This is a genomic window from Geodermatophilus siccatus, assembly GCF_900103785.1.
GTDB classification, from domain to species: Bacteria; Actinomycetota; Actinomycetes; order Mycobacteriales; family Geodermatophilaceae; genus Geodermatophilus; species Geodermatophilus siccatus.
On sequence record NZ_FNHE01000001.1, the window covers coordinates 392,222 to 412,959 of the forward strand.

The window sequence follows — 20,738 nt, forward strand, 5'->3', positions numbered from 1 at the left end:
CCGGTGGGCATGGTCCGGGCCACACCACCTCGCGCTCCCGCCCGTCCGGGTCAGCGCGCGGACGCACCTCCCCGGCGGTGCGGACGGCGTCCCGGCCGGGCGGCCCGGCCCCGAGCCCGGTCGCCGCCGCGGGATGCGCACCGGACAGCGGGGTGCGCCGAACCCGGTCGGCCGCCCGGCGGGCCGGCAGGCGCCGAGGTCCCGCCCACGCCCCGCCCGGGTCAGTCCCGGGCGACGGGAGTCGAGCCCGGGCCCTCCGGGGAGGGCGTGCGGCGCAGGTCGGGCTCGAGGCGGACGACCCGGGTCATCGGCACGGCGGCGCAGATCGCCTCGGCGGTGCTCATGACGGGGCGGACCTCTCGGTGTCCAGCGCCAGGGCCAGGTAGACGGCCGTGAAGTCGGCGACCGCCAGCTGACGGGCGAGGCGGGGCAGCCGGCCGTACCGCTCCGGTTCCCCGTGCTCGGCCAGCCCACTCACCGGGACGTTGGCCGCGGCGGCGCTGCGCAGCGCCTCCCCCAGCGCCTCCCGGGCCGACCGGGGTTCGCGCTCCCCCGCGCCGTCGTGCTCGCCGGCGTCGGCGTCGCGGACGGTGAGCAGCCGCAGCCGCCGGCCGGTGTCCTCCGCGCGGTCGCGGAAGAAGTCGTCCTCGCCACCCTCGGGCGCCAGCGGGCCGCGCAGCACCGCGCAGGCGGCGACCCGCTGGTCGGGCATCCGGAAGGTGGTCACCGGCAGCCCGGCCAGCGTCGCCAGCTGGTCGGCGATCCGGGTCGCGGCGGTGCCGGCCAGCGGCCCCTCGGCGGCGATCACCGGCAGCGCGTCCAGCAGCTCGAGGGCCAGCGTCTTGGCCGGGTTGACGAAGGACTCCCGGGCCGGACCGCACTCCGTGGCGACCTCGTCGAGGGCCGCCGCGATGGCCTCCAGGTCGGCCGCCCCCTCCGACACCAGGTCCAGGCCGACGGCCAGCTGCAGCATCGGGGTGAGCAGCGACCACAGCGTGGTGTGCCGCACCCGGGACCGCGGCAGCGGCACGTAGGGGGCGCGGGCCGTGGAGCAGGCCGCGCGCAGCGGGGCGTCCTCGGCACCGATGCCCAGCAGCGTCACGCCGCGGCGGGCCGCCTCGTAGGCCGGGGTGACGGCGTAGCGGCCCGCGCCGGTGCGGGTCACGACGACCGCGATGTCGCTGGGGCCGGTCCACACCGGCAGGTCGGGCCCGGGGACGACGTCCACGGTGACCGGGCTGGCCGGCCCGAGCAGCGCCCGCAGCACCTGCGCGGCCACGGCTCCCTCACGGCGCGCCACGACGACCAGGCCGCGCGGGCGGCCGCCCGTGGTGACCCGGTCCAGGCCGGCCTCCTCGGTCAGCCGGGCGGTCTCGCGGACCTGCGCGCCGGCCCCGGCCACCGCGGGCAGCAGGCCGCGCGGGTCCCGGGCGCGCAGCACGTCGAGGTCGTCGAGGACCTCCTCGGCCAGCTCCGGCGACGTCACGAGCGCTGCCTGGCCTCGTCGAGCAACAGCACCGGGATGCCGTCGCGGACCGGGAAGGCCCGGTCGCAGGTCGGGCAGACCAGCTCGCCGGCCGCCTCGTCCACCGTCAGCGGGCTGTGGTGGGTGTCGGGGCAGGCCAGGATCTCCAGCAGCGTGGGGTCCAGCCCCAGCGGACCCGGTGTTGTCGTCATGCGCGCACCATCTCCAGCACTCGGTCCCGCAGGGAGGTCATCCGCGCCTCGTCCGGCGCCTCGACGTTGAGCCGCAGCAGCGGCTCGGTGTTGCTGGCCCGCAGGTTGAACCACGAGCCGTCGGGCAGGTCCACGGTCAGCCCGTCGAGCTCGTCGACGGTGACGCCGTCCTGCTCCTCGAACGACTGCCGCACCGCCGCCACCCGGCCGGCGGCGTCGGCCACGGTGGAGTTGACCTCTCCGGAGGCGACGTAGCGGGAGTAGCCGGCGGTCAGCTCCGACAGCGGCCGGCTCTGCTCCCCCAGCGCGGCGAGCACGTGCATGGCGGCGAGCATGCCCGTGTCGGCCCGCCAGAAGTCGCGGAAGTAGTAGTGCGCGGAGTGCTCCCCGCCGAAGACGGCGTCGGTGCGGGCCATCTCGGCCTTGATGAACGAGTGCCCGACGCGGGTGCGCACCGGTTGGCCGCCGTGCTCGCGGACGATCTCCGGGACCGCCCGCGAGGTGATCAGGTTGTGGATGACCGTCGTCCCCCGGCCCCTGGCCAGCTCGCGGACGGCGACCAGCGCGGTGATCGCCGACGGGCTGACCGGCTCGCCGCGCTCGTCGACGACGAAGACCCGGTCGGCGTCGCCGTCGAAGGCCAGCCCGAGGTCGGCGCCGGCCCGGCGGACCTCGGCCTGCAGGTCGACCAGGTTGGCCGGGTCCAGCGGGTTGGCCTCGTGGTGCGGGAAGGAGCCGTCGAGCTCGAAGTACAGCGGCAGGACCTCCAGCGGCAGGCCGTCGAGGACCACCGGGACGGTGTGCCCGGCCATGCCGTTGCCGGCGTCGACGACGACCCGCAGCGGCCGGATGGTCGAGAGGTCGACCAGCGAGCGCAGGTGTGCGGCGTACTCGGCGAGCAGGTCGCGCTGGCTGATCGACGCCGTCCGCTCGGGGACCCGGTCGTAGGAGTCGCGCTCGGCCCACTCGCGGAGGGTCGCCAGACCGGACTCCTGCCCGACCGGGGTGGCGCCGGCGCGGCAGAGCTTGATGCCGTTGTACTGCGCGGGATTGTGGCTGGCGGTGAACATCGCGCCGGGGACGCCGAGGGAGCCGGAGGCGAAGTAGAGCAGGTCGGTGGAGCCGAGGCCGGCCTCGACGACGTCGACGCCGCGGGAGAGCACGCCCTCGGCGAAGGCCCGCGACAGGGGCACGGAGGAGTCGCGCATGTCGTGCGCGGTCACGATCGCGGTCGCGCCGCTCTCCTGCCAGACGAGCTCGGCGAAGGCCGCGCCGATCCGGCGGGCGACGTCCTCGTCCCACTCGTCGGGGACGACGCCGCGGACGTCGTAGGCCTTGGTGATCGTGGACAGCTCCCGCACGCGGGCGACCTTATCGGCGTGCGGGCGAGGTGCTGGAACGGCCGCCCTCCAGGGGCCCGCGCCGAGCGTGCGAGGCGCGGGGGGAGGGTGGTCCTCTCTCAGGTGATGTCGGGCAGGACCCGCAGGTGGCCGCGGCGGGTGCCGCTGCCGTCGTCGGCGGGGTTGCGCGGGGGCTCGGGCCGGGCGGCCTCGCGGACGGCGTCGGCCAGGGCCAGCAGGTCGTCCCCGGTCGGGCCGGAGTCCTCGACGTCGATCTCGTGGCGGACGACCTCCCAGCCGCGCGGCACGGTCAGCCGCTCGGCGTGGAACTCGCAGAGGTCGTAGCTGTGCGGCTCCGAGAACGTCGCCAACGGGCCGACGACAGCGGTCGACTCCGCGTACACGTAGGTCAAGGTCGCTGCCGCCGGTTGCGCGCAGCCGCTGCGCGAGCAGCGACGTGACTGCCTCACCACCGGTTCCTCACGGACGGCACAGTAGCCGCGTACCCGGCTGGTTGGCATCAGGCACACCGACGTCCGCGGCCCGGGAGGAGCAGCGGTCCCATCCTCCACGATGTCCCCGTGGGCACCGGCCGAGGTGGCCGCTGCCCCGCTCGGGACGTCGGGTCCGGGGCCGGAGCCGTACGCTCGCACCCGTCATGAGCCGATCCCGCCGCGACCGCCACGGCCGCGGGCTGCGCGGGCGCCTGGTGCCCGACGGCGTCCCCCTGGCCCGCAGCCGCGCCGAGCAGTTCGACGACCTCGTCCTGGACGCGGTCGAGGACCTCGAGCGCCGGTGGGAGAAGGAGCTCGCCGGGGTCGAGTTCGCCGTCGAGGACGTGCCCTGGGTGGAGCACACCGACCCCGACGAGGTGGTGCTCGACACCGACGTGCTCGACGACGGCAGCGTGCCGCTGGCCCGCGTCCTGCCCGCGCACCGGGACGGCGCCCGGGAGGTGCCGCCGCGGATCGTCGTCTACCGCCGGCCGCTGGAGCTGCGCGCGCACGACCGCGACGACCTCGCCGACCTGGTGCGCGACGTCGTCGTGGACCAGGTCGCCGTGCTGCTCGGGCGCGACCCGGAGGAGATCGACCCCACCGGTTGACGGGCCCCTCTGCCCCCCACCGCTCGCGAGCTCGCGGCGGGACCCTGCAGCAGGGCCGTTCCAGCACGTCACCACGCTCGGGGCGGTGCCCCCGGACGGGGCCGGGACCCCGCAGGGGGGCCTGCGATGCTCTGTCGCGATGGACTCCTCCGCGCCGGCCGCCGTCCCGTGGGTCGTGCTGGTCCTGGCGCTGCTCGCACTCGCCGGCCTGGCCGTGGTCGCGCTGAGCCGTCCGCGACCCCCCGCTCCCCCTGCCGATCCGGCGCCGGCACGCCCCGCCCGCCCGGCTCCGCGCTGGCCGGACGACGACCTCCCCGGCTTCCTCGACGCCCCGCCCGGCACGCCGCCCCCGCCGCCCGCGCCGGTCGCCGCACCCCCGGAGGAGGACGACCCGGGCCCCGCGCGCCCGGACGGCAGCGGCCGGGCCGTGGCCGGGATGGCCGCCGCGGCGCTGGTGCTCGTCGCGGCGCTGGCCGGTGTCGCCGGGGCCACCGGCGACGGCGGCGAGCCGGCCGCGACCCCCGCGCCCGAACCGGTGGCACCGTCCCCGCCGGACACCCCGACCCCCACCCCGGCGCCGCCGCCGCTGCCGGCCGTGCCCGCGGACCCGCTGCCGGGCGAGGGCGGCGCGGGGGTGCTGGCCGCCCGCTCGGTGCCGCTGGGCGAGGACGGCGTCGTGGCCCGGCTGGCCTTCGGCGGCCTCGTCGTCGAGCGGCAGGCGGTGGGGACGACGGTGGCCTACCCGATGGTGAGCGTCACCGCGGCCGGGGACGGCGGGGCGGCGCTCGCCCACGTGCGGCTGCCGACCTGGAACTGCCTGGCCGCCGAGGCGCCCGAGGACCCGGCGGCCGCGGGCTGCGTGCGGTCGCGCACCGAGTACGCCGACCTGCCCTCCCCCGCCCTGACCGTGACCCGGGACGGCGAGGGCCTGCGGCTGGCCGGCCGCTTCCCGACCTACACCCGGCCGATCGGCACCGCACCGGCCTACACGGGCCGGGTGTACGACCTGGCGGTCACCGTCTCCCCCGCCGGGCCGGTGCGCGACGGCACCGCTCCGGCCGAGGGCACCCTCTTCCTCGGCACCGACCGCGCCGAGAGCGTCGACGAGCCGGGGCTCAACGTCGTCCGCCACGCCCGCTGAGAACCCGGTGGCCATCTCCGCGGACATGGCCGGGAGAGGCGCGGGGGCCGGGATGTCACCGCCGGCCCGGCAGCGCTGCGGGGCCGCCGCCGGACAGCGTCAGCGAGACCAGGGGCGCACCCATCTCGGTGCGCCAGGCCGCATCGGGGGTGCCCCACCACGGCCGCCGGTCGGCGCCGTCGACGAGGGTCAGCAGGCCCCGGTCGCCGTCGGCCCCGACGGCCAGCTCGACCTGCCCGATCGCGGCGTGCAGCCGGGCGGTGACGCGCAGGGCAGTCCGGGTGCGACGGTCGGGCTCGCGGGCGAGCAGCGCGGGCAGCCGGCGGTCCAGCTCGGCGGGGTCCCGGGTGCGGTGCACCGCGCCGGCGCCGTCGAGGTCGTCGACCAGGCGGGCGCTGCGGGCGTTGGTGAACGCCGCCTCGGGCCGCCGCCGGCCGATCGCGCGCAGCGTGGGGTCGCCCAGCGGCAGGCCGGTCAGCCGCAGCGTCCAGGGGCGGAGCACCCGGTCGAGCAGGCCCAGCACGCCGGCGGCCAGCTGCTCGGCGGCGTCGTCGTCGCGGGCCGGGAGGCGGGCCGGGGCCGCCCCGGCGGGTACCGGCAGCCCGTCCCCGAGCAGCGTGGCCGTGAGCCGCGGGCCACCGCGCAGGACCAGGGTCGCCAGCGCCCGCGGGACGCCCGTGCCGCCGGGCGGGTCGACCACGACGGCGACCGGCCGGGGGCCGGCGCGGCGGGCGCCGTCCAGGGCGAGCGCGGCGGTCAGCCAGGGAGCACGGGCGGTCACCGGCGCACGCACCGCCGCCAGCAGCGGTCCGGCCGCGCGGAGCTCCCGGACCACGCCGGCCCGGCCGGTCACCACACGCGTCGTCATGCCCCGAACGACACCACAGCCGCCGACGGGATCCGTCGGCGGCTGTAGGGACAGCTCGGAGCTGGTGTCACACGGCGCTGTGTGCGGTGAGGAGCCCTCCTGCAGGGCCCCGCCCCGAGCCTGCGAGGGGTGGGGGCAGGAGGGTCCGCCCTCAGCCGGCGCGGCGGCGCAGGCGGCGGCGCTCACGCTCGGAGAGCCCGCCCCAGATGCCGAAGCGCTCGTCGTTGGCCAGCGCGTACTCCAGGCACTCGGCCTTGACCTCGCAGCCGGTGCAGATCTTCTTGGCCTCGCGGGTGGAGCCGCCCTTCTCCGGGAAGAACGCCTCGGGGTCGGTCTCGGCGCACAGCGCGCGCTCCTGCCAGGACTGCAGCTCGGCGTCCAGGCCCATGCTCCACAGGCCCGCGAAGCCCTGGGCCTGGCCCGTGGCACCGCGGTCGCGCTCGGAGGCGTTCACGTAGTCGCTCAACCACGAGACCTCTGCCATGACGATGCGTCCCCTCTCGCTGTCGTCCCGATGTGCGTTCCACGGGACGTTCCCGGGCCGCTCGGCACTCGTTGACACCGCGGGAATTACACGCGTGTCGTTGTGGGGCCGTCAACTCCGCCCGGTGTAAGCACCCGGTCCCATCAGCCACTCCGGTCACACGGTGTTCGTCACTTCTCGCTGCGCACCTCGACACGCCCGGCGAACAGTGGACAAGTGCCCATCGGGCACGATGACTTTCGTGCACATCGTCGTCCTCGCCGGAGGGGTCGGCGGGGCCCGGTTCCTGGCCGGCCTCCGCTCCGCCGTGCCCGACGCCCGGCTCACCGCGGTCGTCAACACGGGGGACGACGTGACGATGCACGGGCTGCGGATCTGCCCCGACCTCGACACCGTCATGTACACCCTCGGCGGCGGCATCGACCCCGAGCGCGGGTGGGGCCGGGCCGGTGAGAGCTGGACGGTCAAGGAGGAGCTGGCCGCCTACGGGGCCGAGCCGACGTGGTTCGGCCTGGGCGACCGCGACCTGGCCACCCACCTCGTCCGCACCCGGATGCTGGACGCCGGCTACCCGCTGTCCCAGGTGACCGCGGCGCTGGCCGACCGCTGGCGGCCCGGCGTCGAGCTGCTGCCGATGAGCGACCAGCGGGTGGAGACCCACGTCGTGGTCGCCGACCCGGGAACCGGGCGGCAGCAGGCGCTGCACTTCCAGGAGTGGTGGGTGCGCCACCAGGCCGAGCCCGAACCCCGCGCCTTCGTGCAGGTCGGGGTGGACGCCGCGGAGCCGGCACCGGGCGTGGCCGAGGCCTTCGCCACGGCCGACGCCGTGCTGCTGGCGCCCTCGAACCCCGTGGTGTCGATCGGCACCGTCCTCGGCGTCCCGGGGCTGCGGCAGGCGCTGCTGGCCACGCCGGGCCGGGTCGTCGGGATCTCGCCGATCGTCGGGGGCAGCGTCGTGCGGGGGATGGCCGACCGCTGCCTGCCGGTCCTCGGCGTGGAGGTCAGCGCGGAGGGGGTGGGGCGGCACTACGGCGCCCGGTCCGCCGGCGGGCTGCTCGACGCCTGGCTGGTGCACACCGGCGACCGCGCCGACGTCCCCGGCGTCGACGTCCGCGCCGTCCCGCTGCTCATGTCCTCCCCCGAGGCGGCCGCGGCGATGGCGCGGGCCGCGCTGGACGCGGCCCGTGTCTGAGGAAGGACCCTCCTGCCCCCCACCGCTCGCGAGCTCGCGGCGGGACCCTGCAGGAGGGCCACCCAGCGGCCTCCAGGTCCACCCGGTGCCCGGGCTGCCGGAGTTCTCCCCCGGCGACGACCTCGCCGCGGCGGTGGCGGGTGCGGCACCGTGGCTGGCCGACGGCGACGTCGTCGTGGTGACCTCCAAGGTGGTGTCCAAGGTCGAGGGCCGGCTGGTGCCCGTCGCGCCCGGCGAGGACCGCGAGGCCGCCCGGCAGCGGGCCATCGACGAGCAGACGGTGCGTCTGGTTGCCCGGCGCGGCCCGTTGAAGATCGTCGAGACGCCGCAGGGCTGGGTGGTCGCCGCTGCCGGGATCGACGCCTCCAACGTGCCCGGCGACGCGCTCGTGCTGCTGCCGGAGGACGCCGACGCCTCGGCCCGCGCCCTGCGCGCCCGGCTGCGCGAGCTCCTCGGCGTCGAGGTCGCCGTCATCGTCAGTGACACCTTCGGCCGGACCTGGCGGGACGGGCTGACCGACGTCGCCGTCGGCTCGGCGGGGATCCCCGCACTGGTCGACCACCGCGGCGCGGTCGACGCGCACGGCAACCGGCTGGAGACCACCCAGATCGCCGTCGTCGACGAGCTGGCGTCCGCGGCGGACCTGGTGAAGGGCAAGCTGGCCGGCATCCCGGTGGCCGTCGTCCGCGGGCTGCCGTTCGACCCGCCCGAGGACGACGTCGGCACCCGGCCGCTGGTCCGCCTCGGTCCCGGCGACCTGTTCCCCTACGGCAGCCGCGACCTGGTGGCGACCCGGGCGCCCGGCGCGGACCTGGTCCCCCGCCCCGGCGAGCTCGACGCCGTCGCCGCGGCGTTCCGGGTGGCGACGGCGGCGCTGCCGGAGTTCCCGGTCGTGCTGCGCTACGGCGGCGAGGGCGACGGGGTGGTCGACGTGCACCTGCCGGAGCGGGCCACCACGACGGCGGCGCTCAACCTCGGGGCCCTGGTCGGCGCGGCCGTGGTGCAGCTGCACGCCGAGGGCTGGACGACCCGCTGGGAGCCGGTGGGCACCCCGGGCGGCACCTCACTCGTCGGGAGGTTGTGGCTCGGGTCGCCCGCGTCCTGAGCCGCGGAGCGCCGGTAGCGTCGCCGGACATGCGGGGGATCATCCTGGCCGGGGGTACCGGCACGCGCCTGTTCCCGATCACGCAGGCGGTCAGCAAGCAGCTGATGCCGGTCTACGACAAGCCAATGGTCTACTACCCGCTCTCGACGCTGATGATGGCCGGCGTCCGCGAGGTCCTGGTGATCACCACCCCCGGCGACCAGGAGGCGTTCCGCGCGCTGCTGGGCGACGGCAGCCGGCTGGGCATGCGCATCGAGTACGCCGTCCAGCCGCGACCCGAGGGGCTGGCCCAGGCCTTCCTCATCGGTGCGGACTTCGTCGGTGACCAGTCGGTGGCCCTGGTGCTGGGCGACAACATCTTCTACGGCGCGGGGCTGGGCACGGCGCTGGGCCGGCTGCCCGACCCCGACGGCGGGCACGTCTTCGCCTACCACGTGGCCAACCCGCAGGAGTACGGCGTCGTCGAGTTCGACGCCGACCGCCGCGTGCTGTCCATCGAGGAGAAGCCGGCGGCGCCGAAGAGCTCGTACGCCGTGCCCGGGCTGTACTTCTACGAGTCGTCGGTGGTCGACGTGGCCCGCAGCATCCGGCCCAGCGCCCGCGGTGAGCTGGAGATCACCGCGGTCAACGAGCACTACCTGCACCAGGGCCGGCTCACCGTCACCGTCCTCGACCGCGGCACGGCCTGGCTGGACACCGGGACCTTCGCCTCGCTGCGCCAGGCCACCGAGTTCGTGTCGGTGGTCGAGGAGCGGCAGGGGCTCAAGATCGGCTGCATCGAGGAGGTCGCCTGGCGGCAGGGCTGGCTGGACGACGACGGGCTGCGCCGCGCCGCCGAGCCGCTGGGCAAGAGCGGCTACGGCGACTACCTGCTCCGCCTGCTCGACGACCCGGTGATGTGAGGGGGTCCCCCGGTGATCAGCTGAGCTGGTCGTCGGGGGTCCTGGCTCACCACCGGCGCTGAGCCAGGACACCCGACCGTGGGCTCAGCTGATCGTCGGGAGACGGTCGCCGCGGTTCGCGTGGTCAGGCCACCGGTGCTGCCACCGGCGCGACCGGGGACGGCTCCCGTGCCGCCACCGGCCGCTCAGCCATCGCCCACGTCGTCAGCACGAACGCGACGGGCATCGTGACCGCGACCGCCGCCGGTGGGGCGAGCTGCTCGGGGAGCGACAACGGCGTGACCAGCAGCCAGACCACCGCTGTCCGCACGAGGATCGTCGTCCCGTTGGCGACGAGGTACCGCAGCAGCGACCCGCGCGACGGAGCCACCCCGAAGGCCCAGCGGGCGTTCGCGGCGTAGGCCGCCAGCACCGCCACGACGAGCGCGACGGTGTTGGCCACCAGGTACGGGGCGACCAGCAGCAGGAGCAGGTAGAGCCCCCAGTACAGGCCCGTGTTGAGGACGTTGACCAGCACGAACCGGCCGAGGACGGCGAGCCGGTCGCGGCTCACCCGCGCGTCCCGGGCGCGTCGTACCGCCCCAGCGCGGCCCGCAGCAGGATCTCCACCAGCGCGAACTGCGCACGCCGGCCGTGGATCTTCGTGGGCACCGCACCGGCGTCCGGGTAGGCGCGGGTGACCGGGACCTCCGTGCACCGGTGGCCCAGGCGCGCGGCCCGGATGGGCAGGTACGCGAGGAGTTCGTAGGTGTCGAAGACCTCTCGCATCGGAGCGACCCGCGGGTCCAGCAGCAGCGCCCGCGAGTGGCCGCGGAAGCCGTTGGTCGTGTCGGTGTACCGGGTGCGGGCAGCCAGCGACGTCACCGGGGCGTGGAAGTACGTGATCGCCAGGTGTCGCTCACGCGGGGTGTTGACCGCCCTGCCGCCGGGGACGTAGCGAGAGCCCTGGACGAAGCCGGCGCCCGCGTCGAGCGCCGCGACGAAGCGGGGCAGCGCCGAGACGTCGTCCTTGCCGTTGCCGTCGACGGTGATGACGCCCTCGTAGCCCTCGGTGAGGGCGAAGGCGAAGCCCATGCGCAGCTGGGCGCTGAGCTTGCCGCGGTCGCGCTTCACCAGCAGGGCGCGGACGCCGAGCCCGCGGAGCAGGTCCGGGTCGGCGGAGCCGTCGGTGCTGCCGCCGTCGGCGACGACGACGTCGAGGCCCAGACCCAGGTCGCGCAGGCGGCGCAGCTGCCCGAGCAGGCGCTCGCCCTCGTTGATCACCGGGATGAGGACGCAGTACCGGCTCGTCCGGGGTGCCAGGACGTGCACGTCGCCGCGGGGGACGGCCCAGCCGGTGGTGTCGGGGGTGGCCTGCAGGTCGCTGGTCACGAGTAGGTCTTCCTCACGAAGTCGGCGGTGCGCCGGACGGCGCCGGTCAGGTCGTCCTCGCCGGGCGGCAGCATCTCGACGGAGACGTGCCCGTCGTAGTCCACGGCGCGCAGGGCGCCCGCGACCGCCTCGTGGTCGACCGGGCCGTCGGGCCCGACCGGGCCCAGCTGCGGGGCGCTGGCGTGCACGTGCGCCAGGACGTCGGCGCCGGCGCGGACCCGCTCGGCGGCGTCGTCCCCGGCCAGCGCCATGCAGGCGGTGTCCAGGTGCAGCCGCACGCCGGGCGAGTCGACGGCGCGGACGAACGCGGTGGAGGCGACCGCGTCGGTCAGCCAGTCGCACCCGTAGTCGGTCGGGTTGGCCTCGATGCAGAAGCAGACGCCGGCCTCGGCGGCGCGTGCGCCGAGGCCGGCGAACACCTCGGCGGCGATCTCGTCGGCGTGCGCCACGGGCAGGTCGCCGCGGCGCCGGTTCCCCGGTGAGCCGAACACGAGGCGGGTCGCGCCGAGGCCGGCGGCCAGCCCGGCCATCGCGGACAGGTGGTCGGCGAGGCCCCGGCGCGCCTCGGCGTCGCCGAACAGCTGGAACTGCGGGCGGCCGAACAGCAGCGACTGCAGCGCGACGACGCGCAGCCCGCGCGCCTCGACCGCGGCGCGGGCCGCGGCGACCTCGTCGGCGTCCTGGGCGAGCGGGTCCGCCCACAGCCGGGTGGGGGCCACCTCGAGGGAGCCGAAGCCCCACCCGGGCAGCTCGGGCAGCACGGCGGCGTCGAGGTCGGCCGGCCAGGCCAGGTTGGAGAAGGCCAGCCTCATGCCCGCGCCTCCACGAGCCGGGCACCCCAGGTGCGGATGCCGGTCAGCACCTCGTCGGCCGAGCGCAGGTAGGGCCCCTCGCGGCCGGCGAGCGCGGCGGCGTGGGAGGTGCGCAGGTCGTAGGCCACCGGCGGCCGGTCGTCGCAGCGGTAGTCGACCCCGAAGCACTCGCGGGCGACCTGCGCCGACGTGACCGGTTCGGTCGCGAGGTTGACCACCGACAGCCCGGCGTCGCGGGCGAGCAACACGTGTCCCCACAGGTCGCGCACGTCGTAGAACTGGAAGCTCGAGTCCTGGTGGGCGAAGCGCGCCCCGGGCTGGTGGACGAGGTCGTACACGAGGTTCTTCTTCAGCCCGGGGCCGTACATGCCCGGCAGCCGGACGACGAGGACGTCGTCGAACCGCCGGCGGACGAACTCCTCGAGCTCCGCCCGGTGCCGCCCGTAGGCCTGCTCCTGCGTGGTGTCGGCGGGTGTGGTCTCGTCCACCCCGCGGGAGTCGGCGAAGACGTCGACGGTCGACACCAGGACGCAGGAGCCGGCCCGGCTGCCGTCGAGGGCGTCCATCAAGCGGTGGATCCCGGCCCGGTCGGCCTCCGGCTCGGCGTTGGCGCGCCACTTCTCCGCCGGCGCGCCGGCGCAGACGACCTCGTCGACGTCGACGGCGGGCAACTGGTGGACGTCGGTGCTGCGGAAGCGGGCGACCGGGGCGATCCGCTGGTCGAGGGAGCCGCCGACGAACCCGCTCCAGCCGACCAGCGCCCGGCGGACGCGGGCGGTCACGGCCGGACCCCGCCGTCGACGACCTGCACGGCGCCGGCCTCGGCGTCGACGTTGAGCGTGTCGCGGGCGGCCAGCACCGAGCTCGTCGCCTCGAAGGCGACCCGGTAGATGGGCCGCTCGTTGGTGGTCTCGTTCGACTGGAACATGAACTCGGCCATGATCGCGATGACCACGCTGAGCATGAAGAACATGAAGCTCATCTGCAGGCTCATCGACGTCCAGCCCTCGACGGCCCCCCGGAACAGCCCGACGGCCACCACGTAGAGCGCGTAGAGCATGTTGACCAGGCTGGTGAGCAGCGCGAGGCCCACCGCGACCCGCAGCGGCCGCCCGCTGGCGTAGAAGATCGAGCGCACGACCTGCCGGAAGCTGCTGGCCGGTCGCGGGTGCTGGCGCTCCCCCGACTCGTAGGGCAGGACCGCCCACGGGTAGCCCGAGATCGACGGCAGCATGCGCAGCACCCGGTCCCGGTCCCGGCGGGGCAGCCACGCGTCGAGGGCCGGCCGGCTGTAGCCGCGCAGCCCCAGGCTGACCGTGGCGATCTCCTCGCCCAGGCTCCGGCTGGCCAGCGCGCGGCTCAGCCGCAGGGCGACCCGCCGGCCGGCCGGAGCGCGCCGGTCCACGCCCACGACCACGGCCGTCTCGTCGTTGACCATGCCCGCGCAGCGGAGGACGTCCTCGGGGGCGTCCACGCCGAGGCGCGCGGTGACGACGACGTCGCCGAGGGCTCCGTCGAGACCGGCGGTGAACGCCACCTCGTCGCGGACCGGCTGCACGAGGCCGATCACCTGGAGGTTCGGCTGCCGCTCGGCGAGCGCGCGGGCCCAGGCCAGCCGGCCGCGGGACCCGGAGAGGACGAGCACCAGCTCGTGGACCGGGTGGTCGCGGGCGACGGCGACGTCGAGCGCAGCGAGGTCCCGCTCGATCTCCGCGGAGGCCCCGTCGGCGACGACGACCACGCTCAGGAAGGTACCGCTCCGCCCCGGCGGCGCCGGCGTGCGGACGACGACGTCGGCCCGCGGCCCCCCGACCTCGCTCCCGCAGGGGCGGGAGGTCTCAAACAGCGTCACGGAGGTGCTCCTCAGCCACTCGGAGTGCGTCACCGATGTTGTCGATCTTGCTGCCCAGCAGGGACAGCACGCGTCCGCCGTCGGACCGGCGCAGGACGATGGGCCGGGCGTCGTCACCGTCACGCCGCGCCGGCACGGTCTTCACGCCCCACAGCGACTCCCGGTGGACGGCGCCGGCCAGCGCGGGCACGTAGCGCGCCGCGTCGCGGACCATCCAGTCCGCCCGGGTGGTCAGCCCCGCACGCAGCGCCGCCGCGGCCTGCTCGTACGTCGGGTACGAGCCGTGCGGCGTGTACCGGACGTGGCTGAGCGTGTGGTAGGGCGTGGACGGGAAGGGCATCAGCGAGAAGTAGGGGCCGTCCATGACGGTGATCCCCCGCCCGCGCAGCGGCTCGGGGAGGTCGACCAGCGCCATCTCGCACGGCTCGCAGTGCAGACCGGCGTAGCCGACACCCCGCGGCAGGTCGTCGATCCCCTCGCCGTAGGTGCACACCAGCACCCGGTCGCCGGCCAGGACCTCGCCCGTCTCGAGGGTGACGAGCGCGCCGGACGCGGTCTCCGCCACGCCGGCGACCGGGGCCCCGAGCCGCACGGTCACCCCGGCGTCGGCCATCTCCTCGCGGACCAGCTCGCGCAGCCGCACCGCGTCGAAGACCGCCTCGCGCGTCACCCACGAGGCCTCGACCGTCGCCGGGTTGAACAGCCGGCGCACCGAGGCCGGCGCCTCCATCAGCGGCGCCCCGATGTGGTCGCAGACGCGGCGGAACCTGCGGGCGTTGGTCAGCGAGCCGCGGGCCACGGCGTAGACGCACAGGAAGTCGTCGACGACGCAGGAGGCGTAGCGCGCCGTGAAGGACGCGTAGGAGGCCTGGCTGCGGCCGGCCGTCCGCAGCGAGCGCGGGTAGTGGTAGCCGCCGTGCACGCGGGCCTGGTTGAAGTAGCTGGCGCCGCCGAGGAGGTCCGCCCGGGCCTCGAGCACGGTCACCCGCGCGCCCTGGCGGGCCAGGTGGGTGGCCAGCGAGCAGCCGTAGAAACCGCCGCCCACGACCAGGACGCTGCCGTGGGACCCCTCGCCGCCGGCCGTGCGGTCCACGCGGGACGATCGGGACACTCAGCGGTCTTCCTGCTCGGGGACGGTGCCCGCACGCACCACGGGCTCCCTGGAGAGTACGTGCACCACCACGTTGCGTCACGTCGACGTGTCGACACGGCGCCGCACCCGGCTCCTGCGGGCACACCCGCCACGAGCGTCGCAGGGGACCCGCTCCGGGCTCACCCGCCGTCGGCCGGTGGAGCCGGTGTGAGCAGGCGACCGTAGAGGGCCGCCGTGTCGGCTCCCGCCGGGTGGGCGATCGACGAGGCCGAACACGACTCCAGGGTGGTCAGCGGGCCGCCGTCCCCCGGGACGTCGCGGGTCGCGAGCACGGTCGCGCCCGACCCGGGATCGCGCACCGCCACGGGGAAGCGCTGCTCGCGGGCGCCGGGGTCCAGCGACACGAAGCCGCCGGCGTCCACGGCGACGTTGATGTCGTTCTGCACCATCGTGAAGGCACGGGCACCCTGGCCGGGGCCCTGGTAGCGCAGCGTGACCTCGTAGAGGCCAGCCGCGGGCGCCTCGACGACGACCTGCGAGCCCTCCGTGCGGCACGGGACCTGCGCCCAGGTCGCCGGCTCGGCCGGCGTCCAGCCGAGGGTCAGCGGCGAGGTCCGGACCGGGGCGTACCCCCGGAACAGGTCCCGGTAGAACCACCAGTTGGCGCTGAGGTTCCAGGTCACCCAGTCGTTGACCTCCGGCGCCGTCGTCACCACCAGCCCCGGCCGGTCGGCCAGGCGCGCCCCGAAGGCCTCCCGTTGCCGGCCGAGCGCGGCGATCACCGAGTCCACCGAGGCGGACGGCGGGCCGTCGACCACGCCGGACAGACCGAGGTACTCCTCGACGACCGGCGCCTCGCGCTCCCGCGCCGCCTGCACCTGCGGCGCGAAGGCGGCGTCGAGGTAGCCGCCGAGTCCTGCGTCGTACACGAACCGGGGGTCCGCGGCGAACAGCCCGCCCCTCTGCCGCGCGTCCTGCACGGCGGCCGTCCCGGCCACGGCCAGGACGGCGACCGTCGCGGCGGCCCCGGTCAGCCGGAGCGCCGTGCCCGGGGTGCGCAGCGCGGGCAGGCGCGCGAGCGCGAGGGCGGCGAGCCGCACCGCGCCCACGGCGGTGACCGCGTACCCCCAGAGGACGAAGGCCCAGAAGTAGTCGGCGGCGTGGCCGCCGACGGTCCCGATCAGCCCGCCGAGGAAGGTCGCCGTCCCGAGGTAGGTGACCAGCAGCGAGCCCAGGCCGCGGCGGACCAGGGCGTAGACCACCACCCCCGCGAGGACGGGGAGCGGGTACAGCGACAGCTCGTCGGCCATGATCCGCAGCAGGTCGCCGACCGAGAAGACCCGGAACGGCTCGGTCCAGGGGCCGAAGTACCAGAACTGGTCGTTGCGGACGTCGAGGAAGTTGTAGGCCAGCAGCGACGGCAGGTGGCCGGCGGTCGCCACGAGACCGGCGACGAGGTACCCGACGGCGGCCGCGGCCCACAGCGCGGCCAGTCCGGGCAGCCGCGGGACCCATCCCCGGCGCAGCACCTGGTAGGTCACCACCGCGAGCAGCAGGCCCCCGGACACCGGCCCGTAGTCGTTGGACCAGAGCGCCGCCACCACCCCGGCGGCGGCGCCGACGGCCGCGGCACGCCGGACGGTCCACCCCCTGCGCAGCAGGACGTAGGCGACCGCGGCCAGCACGTACGGGGCGAACCCCCGGATCGGGCGCAGGCTGTTCCCGGGGAGGGCAGCGGCGCCCAGCAGGCCGTTCCAGGCGCCCCAGAGCCCCGGCGCCCAGAGCTCGGCGACCACCACCAGCAGCGCGGCGGCGGCGGCCCCCCAGGCCAGGGCGCGCAGCGGACGCCGTCCCGCGACGAGCACCGCCAGGAGCCCGACGACCGCCTCGAACGACAGCAGTGACACGAGGCGCGAGGCGAAGACCGTGTCGGTGAGCTCGCCGCCGAGGAGGGCGAACACCGGGTACAGGACCAGCACCGGCGCGATGCCGAGGTAGGGGAAGAAGTCCCGCCCCGGCCACTGCCCGTCGGCCAGCCGGTAGAGCCCGCTGGCCGTCTGGAACGCCCCGTCCATGTGCAACGTCGGCACCTCGTGCCACCAGCGCCAGGCCTGCGTGACCGCGACGACGAGGGCGAACAGCAGCAGGGCGGCGGGCAGGGCGGCGAGCAGCCGGGACGGGCGTCCGGCGTCGTCCTCGCGGGGGTCGGTGTCGAGCAGCTCGGGCGCGGAACTGGTGGAGGTGGAGGTGGCCATCGTCGGTCGGCGCCTCAGAACCGGCGGTAGTTCGTCGGCGCGACGCGCGGGCCGCGCCTGGGCGGGCGGCTGCCTCCGATGCCGAGCAGCCGGACGACGCGCTGCCGCTGTCCGCGCCAGGGTTCGAGCAACTCCATCATCCCGTCGTCGTCGGTCCTGCGGCCGGCCAGCGACCAGCCCACCAGGTTCTTCAGGTGGTAGTCGCCGTAGCTGACCGTGTCCGGGCAGCCGAACACCCGCTGCACCACCTCGGCCGCCGTCCAGACGCCGATGCCCGGCACCGTCTGCAGCCGGCGCTGCAGGTCGGGGCAGTCCACGGCCTCCTCGGGCTCCAGCCGCGCCGCGACGCTGGCCACCGCCCGCAGCGCCCGGCGGCGGGCGCCGTCCAGGCCGCAGCGGTGCCACTCCCAGTCGGTGACCGCCAGCACCCGCTGCGGGGTCGGCGGCACGCGCATCCCCTCGGGGGCGGGACCCGGCGCGGGCTCGCCGGCCAGCCGCAGCAGCGCGCGCCACACGCGGTGCGCCTCGATGACGGTCACCTTCTGCTCGAGGACGGCGGGCACCAGCGCGTCCCAGGTGCGCCCGGTGCGGCCCAGCCGCAGCCAGGGCGAGGCCCGGTGCACGCGGCTGAGCAGCGGGTGCGCGCCGGGCTCGAACTCCTCGGGGCGGTCCTCGGCGCCCAGCCACGCGGGCACCGCCGCCCCGGCCCGCTCGGCGCCGGGCCCCCACGCCGTCACCCGCACCTCGCCGCCGCGGACGGTCAGGTGCACCGTCGCCGGCCCGTCGGGCGTGTTCACCACCCGCCAGCACCCGTCGTCGACGTGGCGCAGCGCCGGGTCGCCGGCGCTGCGCTGGTGCGGGAAGAGGGTGCGGCGGACGTCGAGCGGCCAGTCCGGCCGCCAGACGTCCTCGAACGCCGGGGCCTCGAGGGTGGTGCTGGTCAGGACGTGCTCCCTGGGGAAGAGGGCCGCGCAGGCGCCACCCGCGCTGGGGCGAGGGTAGGCCCGGGGCCCTGCCCCGCCCACGCCGAGTGCGCCCGCGGCGGGGACGCCGGCTCGGCGACCGGGCGGAGGTCCAGCGGCGCGGTCGCGTCCGTCACCGGCGGCTCGCCGGCGACCTCCGGCTCAGCGGCGACCGCCGGGCCGGGGTCCGCGCCGGCCGCCGCCGTCCGCCGGTCCAGCAGCAGCAGGACCACGGCCACGCTCACCGCGATGGCCGGCCAGTAGACGTACCGGTAGTCGTACCCGATCACCATCGGCAGGTAGGTCACGACGTAGAGGACCGAGGACGCCGCCAGGGCCAGCACGACGCCCGCGTGCTCCGCCGACGCCCGCCTCCGCCAGCCCAGCCCGAGCACGACGAGCGCCGCCAGCAACCAGGCCCACGGCATGAAGACGAAGCCGAAGTCGCGCGCCGTGGCGCCCACGTAGGTCTCCAGCGCCCGTGACGCCGGGTTCGGGTCGAACGCCAGGCCGTACGGGTTGGCGCCGATGGTGGACCAGGTGACGAAGACCTCGTCCGGCGGCGTGTGGAGGAACTCGCCGAAGACGCGGAGGCGGAAGGCGGCGTAGTCCAGCGGGTGCTCGGCGATGCCGCGCAGGTAGAGCCCCTGCAGCTCGTCGGCGTGCGTCAGGAAGACCGCGGGGATGGTCCCCGTCGTGTTGGCGCACCGCCACGTGTAGTTGACGTCGCGGGTCTCCGGCGGGCACGTGGTGGCGAGGGTGACCAGGTAGTCGCGCAGCGGTGGGGCGACGTCCGCCGCCCGGAGCTCGTCGAGGCTGTACAGGTGCAGGACGTCGTCGAGCATCACGCTGGCGGCCGGGTGCGTCTCCTGCACCGGGCGGACGGCGTCGATGACGGGCGTGGCCACGAGCGCCCCGACCACGGCGGCGCCGGCGAGCGCGACCCGGTACCGCCGGGCCCGCCGCGCCCCGGGCCAGGTCAGCAGGAACAGCAGCGGGATGATCGCCGGCAGCGCGTTGTAGCGGACCGCGCCGGCGTAGGCCAGCAGCAGGACGGCGACGGCCACCGCGGTCCAGCGGAGCCAGGGACGCTCGACCCCGCGGCGGACGACCAGCAGGAGGACGACCGCGCCGAGCAGCGCGAACGCGAGCTGGCCGTCCTTCCAGATCACGGCGGACGTGCTGGCGACGTGCGGCAGCACGCCCAGCAGCAGTGGCAGCAGGGAGAGCAGCCGGCGACCGCTGCGCCGGAAGACGTACACCGCCAGCAGGGTCAGGCCCGCCCAGAGCAGGCCCAGCTGCGCGACCAGCATGCTGCCGACGCTGCCGCCGGTCAGCGCCATCAGCAGCCACCACAGCGCCGTCATGACCGGGGGGTGCCAGTCGGCCAGCGTCGACGGGTCCAGCGCCTGCCCCAGCTGCATGATCGAGTCGAAGGACATGAAGCCCGGGTGGAGGGGCAGCACGTTGCCGACCAGGAGCACCACGCCGAGGACGACCAGGGTGGGCGTCCAGTGCCGCGCCGGCCAGGAGCGCTCGACCCGGGCCCGCACCGCGCGGCGCCGGTCGGACGCCTGCCCCGGTGCGGGATCGGTCGCCGTGGTGGTGTTCGCCATGCCTCCGGAACCGCTCCCTGTGGTGGACGGCTCCGCCGGCCATCACCTCCGGGCGCCGCTCCTCAGCGGGCCCGGGGAGCGACTGTAGGTGGGTCCGGCGGCGCCGCGGCGGGTCCTGCTCCGTGTCCGCACCACCCGCCCCACGCGGCCCGTGCGTGCACCAGCGGGCGGCGGGTCAGCGCGGCGCCATCCGCAGCGCGCCGTCCATCCGGATGACCTCGCCGTTGAGGTAGCCGTGCTCCACGATGTCGAGCGCCAGCTGCGCGAAGTCCTCGGGGCGACCGAGGCGCTTGGGGAACGGGATGCCGGCCGCCAGCGCCTGCCGCGCCTCCTCGGGCAGGCTGCCCAGCAGCGGGGTGTCCACCAACCCGGGGGCGATGGTGCAGACCCGGACGCCGACGGTGGACAGGTCACGTGCCGCCGGCAGGGTCATGCCGACGATGCCGCCCTTGGACGCCGAGTAGGCCACCTGCCCGATCTGCCCGTCGTAGGCGGCGATCGAGGCGGTGTTCACGACCACCCCGCGCTCGCCGTCCTCCTCCGGCTCGGTGGCGGCCATCGCGGCGGCGGCCAGCCGCAGCACGTTGAAGGTGCCGACCAGGTTCACCATGACGGTGCGGACGAACGGGTCGAGGTCGTGCGGGACGTTGCCCTTGCCCACCGTGCGCTGGGCCCAGCCGATGCCGGCGCAGTTGACCGCGATGCGCAGCGGCCGGTCCTTGCCGGTGGCGTCGGCGACCGCGGCCTGCACCGAGTCGGCGTCGGTGACGTCGGTGCGGACGAAGGTGGTGTGCCCGCCCAGCTCGGCGGCGAGCTCCTTCCCCTTCTCCTCCTGCAGGTCGAGGACGGTCACGGCCGCGCCCCGCGCGGCCAGGGCCCGGACGGTGGCCTCCCCGAGGCCGGAGGCCCCACCGGAGACGACAGCGGCGACGTCGAAGCTCTTCACGTCCCGGAGGCTATCGG

At 76.0% G+C, this 20,738-nt stretch carries 22 protein-coding genes; 5 read left to right on the forward strand and 17 right to left on the reverse strand.

The window, feature by feature from the left end; all coding sequences use genetic code 11:
• Positions 1-221 precede the first annotated feature (221 nt).
• The 5 genes from BLS21_RS26120 to BLS21_RS01830 all read right to left on the reverse strand — a co-directional run bounded on the left by BLS21_RS26120 (position 222) and on the right by BLS21_RS01830 (position 3,487).
• Positions 222-344, reverse strand: a complete 123-nt coding sequence (locus BLS21_RS26120) for a hypothetical protein (protein ID WP_281241890.1) — start codon at positions 342-344, stop codon at positions 222-224.
• On the reverse strand, positions 341-1,486 hold the full coding sequence (locus BLS21_RS01815) for an SIS domain-containing protein (protein WP_091212997.1): 1,146 nt from the start codon (positions 1,484-1,486) through the stop codon (positions 341-343). The genes BLS21_RS26120 and BLS21_RS01815 overlap by 4 nt, the downstream gene beginning before the upstream one ends.
• Positions 1,483-1,677 carry a Trm112 family protein gene (locus BLS21_RS01820; protein ID WP_091212999.1) on the reverse strand — a complete coding sequence of 65 codons (195 nt, stop codon included), beginning with the start codon at positions 1,675-1,677 and terminating at the stop codon, positions 1,483-1,485. Before BLS21_RS01820 ends, BLS21_RS01815 begins: the two co-directional genes overlap by 4 nt.
• A complete protein-coding gene (locus BLS21_RS01825) occupies positions 1,674-3,038 on the reverse strand; it encodes a phosphomannomutase/phosphoglucomutase (RefSeq protein ID WP_091213002.1) in 1,365 nt (454 codons plus the stop codon). Before BLS21_RS01825 ends, BLS21_RS01820 begins: the two co-directional genes overlap by 4 nt.
• Before the next feature lie 98 nt (positions 3,039-3,136).
• Positions 3,137-3,487: a DUF3499 domain-containing protein gene (locus BLS21_RS01830; protein ID WP_072917856.1), complete on the reverse strand. Its 351-nt coding sequence runs from the start codon at positions 3,485-3,487 to the stop codon at positions 3,137-3,139.
• A gap of 188 nt (positions 3,488-3,675) precedes the next feature.
• On the opposite strand from BLS21_RS01830, the gene BLS21_RS01835 reads away from it, so the two are divergent.
• Positions 3,676-4,122, forward strand: a complete 447-nt coding sequence (locus tag BLS21_RS01835) for a metallopeptidase family protein (RefSeq protein ID WP_091213004.1) — start codon at positions 3,676-3,678, stop codon at positions 4,120-4,122.
• 139 nt (positions 4,123-4,261) lie between these two features.
• A complete protein-coding gene (locus BLS21_RS01840; RefSeq protein WP_091213006.1) occupies positions 4,262-5,263 on the forward strand; it encodes a hypothetical protein in 1,002 nt (333 codons plus the stop codon).
• Positions 5,264-5,318: 55 nt separating this feature from the next.
• On the opposite strand, the gene BLS21_RS01845 is transcribed toward BLS21_RS01840, so the two are convergent.
• Together BLS21_RS01845 and BLS21_RS01850 are read right to left on the reverse strand one after the other, a co-directional pair.
• Entirely contained in the window at positions 5,319-6,131 is an 813-nt protein-coding gene (locus BLS21_RS01845) for a hypothetical protein (protein ID WP_245699936.1), read from the reverse strand.
• 151 nt (positions 6,132-6,282) lie between these two features.
• Positions 6,283-6,519 (reverse strand): WhiB family transcriptional regulator, encoded by a 237-nt coding sequence (locus BLS21_RS01850; RefSeq protein WP_175479383.1) that lies wholly within the window; start codon positions 6,517-6,519, stop codon positions 6,283-6,285.
• Positions 6,520-6,847: 328 nt separating this feature from the next.
• Between BLS21_RS01850 and cofD the strand changes: the two genes are divergently transcribed.
• The 3 genes from cofD (at position 6,848) to rfbA (ending at position 9,814) form a co-directional block, all read left to right on the forward strand.
• On the forward strand, positions 6,848-7,807 hold the full coding sequence (cofD, locus tag BLS21_RS01855; protein WP_245699937.1) for a 2-phospho-L-lactate transferase: 960 nt from the start codon (positions 6,848-6,850) through the stop codon (positions 7,805-7,807).
• Between the two features lie 85 nt (positions 7,808-7,892).
• A complete protein-coding gene (locus BLS21_RS01860) occupies positions 7,893-8,912 on the forward strand; it encodes a coenzyme F420-0:L-glutamate ligase (protein ID WP_091213013.1) in 1,020 nt (339 codons plus the stop codon).
• Between the two features lie 29 nt (positions 8,913-8,941).
• Positions 8,942-9,814 carry a glucose-1-phosphate thymidylyltransferase RfbA gene (gene rfbA, locus BLS21_RS01865; RefSeq protein WP_091213774.1) on the forward strand — a complete coding sequence of 291 codons (873 nt, stop codon included), beginning with the start codon at positions 8,942-8,944 and terminating at the stop codon, positions 9,812-9,814.
• Between the two features lie 124 nt (positions 9,815-9,938).
• Here the strand turns inward: rfbA and BLS21_RS01870 are convergent, their stop codons facing one another.
• The 10 genes from BLS21_RS01870 to BLS21_RS01915 form a co-directional block, all read right to left on the reverse strand.
• A complete protein-coding gene (locus BLS21_RS01870) occupies positions 9,939-10,367 on the reverse strand; it encodes a GtrA family protein (protein ID WP_091213016.1) in 429 nt (142 codons plus the stop codon).
• Positions 10,364-11,185, reverse strand: coding sequence for a glycosyltransferase family 2 protein (locus tag BLS21_RS01875; RefSeq protein WP_091213019.1), 822 nt, complete (start codon positions 11,183-11,185; stop codon positions 10,364-10,366). The genes BLS21_RS01870 and BLS21_RS01875 overlap by 4 nt, the downstream gene beginning before the upstream one ends.
• Complete coding sequence (locus BLS21_RS01880) at positions 11,182-11,997, reverse strand: sugar phosphate isomerase/epimerase family protein (protein ID WP_091213021.1); 816 nt, start codon at positions 11,995-11,997, stop codon at positions 11,182-11,184. Before BLS21_RS01880 ends, BLS21_RS01875 begins: the two co-directional genes overlap by 4 nt.
• Complete coding sequence (locus tag BLS21_RS01885) at positions 11,994-12,779, reverse strand: NAD-dependent epimerase/dehydratase family protein (RefSeq protein ID WP_091213024.1); 786 nt, start codon at positions 12,777-12,779, stop codon at positions 11,994-11,996. The genes BLS21_RS01880 and BLS21_RS01885 overlap by 4 nt, the downstream gene beginning before the upstream one ends.
• Positions 12,776-13,849, reverse strand: coding sequence for a glycosyltransferase family protein (locus BLS21_RS01890; RefSeq protein ID WP_091213027.1), 1,074 nt, complete (start codon positions 13,847-13,849; stop codon positions 12,776-12,778). Before BLS21_RS01890 ends, BLS21_RS01885 begins: the two co-directional genes overlap by 4 nt.
• Positions 13,836-14,942: an FAD-dependent oxidoreductase gene (locus BLS21_RS01895; protein ID WP_175479362.1), complete on the reverse strand. Its 1,107-nt coding sequence runs from the start codon at positions 14,940-14,942 to the stop codon at positions 13,836-13,838. The genes BLS21_RS01890 and BLS21_RS01895 overlap by 14 nt, the downstream gene beginning before the upstream one ends.
• A 179-nt stretch (positions 14,943-15,121) precedes the next feature.
• Positions 15,122-17,197: a hypothetical protein gene (locus tag BLS21_RS01900; protein ID WP_091213032.1), complete on the reverse strand. Its 2,076-nt coding sequence runs from the start codon at positions 17,195-17,197 to the stop codon at positions 15,122-15,124.
• A 14-nt stretch (positions 17,198-17,211) separates the two neighbouring features.
• Complete coding sequence (locus BLS21_RS01905) at positions 17,212-18,222, reverse strand: DNA-3-methyladenine glycosylase family protein (protein ID WP_245699938.1); 1,011 nt, start codon at positions 18,220-18,222, stop codon at positions 17,212-17,214.
• On the reverse strand, positions 18,138-19,775 hold the full coding sequence (locus BLS21_RS01910; protein ID WP_091213035.1) for a hypothetical protein: 1,638 nt from the start codon (positions 19,773-19,775) through the stop codon (positions 18,138-18,140). Before BLS21_RS01910 ends, BLS21_RS01905 begins: the two co-directional genes overlap by 85 nt.
• Before the next feature lie 175 nt (positions 19,776-19,950).
• Positions 19,951-20,721 carry an SDR family NAD(P)-dependent oxidoreductase gene (locus tag BLS21_RS01915; protein ID WP_091213038.1) on the reverse strand — a complete coding sequence of 257 codons (771 nt, stop codon included), beginning with the start codon at positions 20,719-20,721 and terminating at the stop codon, positions 19,951-19,953.
• Positions 20,722-20,738 lie beyond the last annotated feature (17 nt).

Coding starts and splice junctions, on each gene's coding strand:
- BLS21_RS26120 (WP_281241890.1), bottom strand. CDS start 344: ATGAGCACCGCCGAGGCGATCTGCGCCGCCGTGCCGATGACCCGGGTC.
- BLS21_RS01820 (WP_091212999.1), bottom strand. CDS start 1,677: ATGACGACAACACCGGGTCCGCTGGGGCTGGACCCCACGCTGCTGGAG.
- BLS21_RS01835 (WP_091213004.1), top strand. CDS start 3,676: ATGAGCCGATCCCGCCGCGACCGCCACGGCCGCGGGCTGCGCGGGCGC.
- BLS21_RS01840 (WP_091213006.1), top strand. CDS start 4,262: ATGGACTCCTCCGCGCCGGCCGCCGTCCCGTGGGTCGTGCTGGTCCTG.
- BLS21_RS01845 (WP_245699936.1), bottom strand. CDS start 6,131: ATGACGACGCGTGTGGTGACCGGCCGGGCCGGCGTGGTCCGGGAGCTC.
- BLS21_RS01850 (WP_175479383.1), bottom strand. CDS start 6,519: ATGGGCCTGGACGCCGAGCTGCAGTCCTGGCAGGAGCGCGCGCTGTGC.
- cofD (WP_245699937.1), top strand. CDS start 6,848: ATGACTTTCGTGCACATCGTCGTCCTCGCCGGAGGGGTCGGCGGGGCC.
- rfbA (WP_091213774.1), top strand. CDS start 8,942: ATGCGGGGGATCATCCTGGCCGGGGGTACCGGCACGCGCCTGTTCCCG.
- BLS21_RS01880 (WP_091213021.1), bottom strand. CDS start 11,997: ATGAGGCTGGCCTTCTCCAACCTGGCCTGGCCGGCCGACCTCGACGCC.
- BLS21_RS01900 (WP_091213032.1), bottom strand. CDS start 17,197: ATGGCCACCTCCACCTCCACCAGTTCCGCGCCCGAGCTGCTCGACACC.
- BLS21_RS01910 (WP_091213035.1), bottom strand. CDS start 19,775: ATGGCGAACACCACCACGGCGACCGATCCCGCACCGGGGCAGGCGTCC.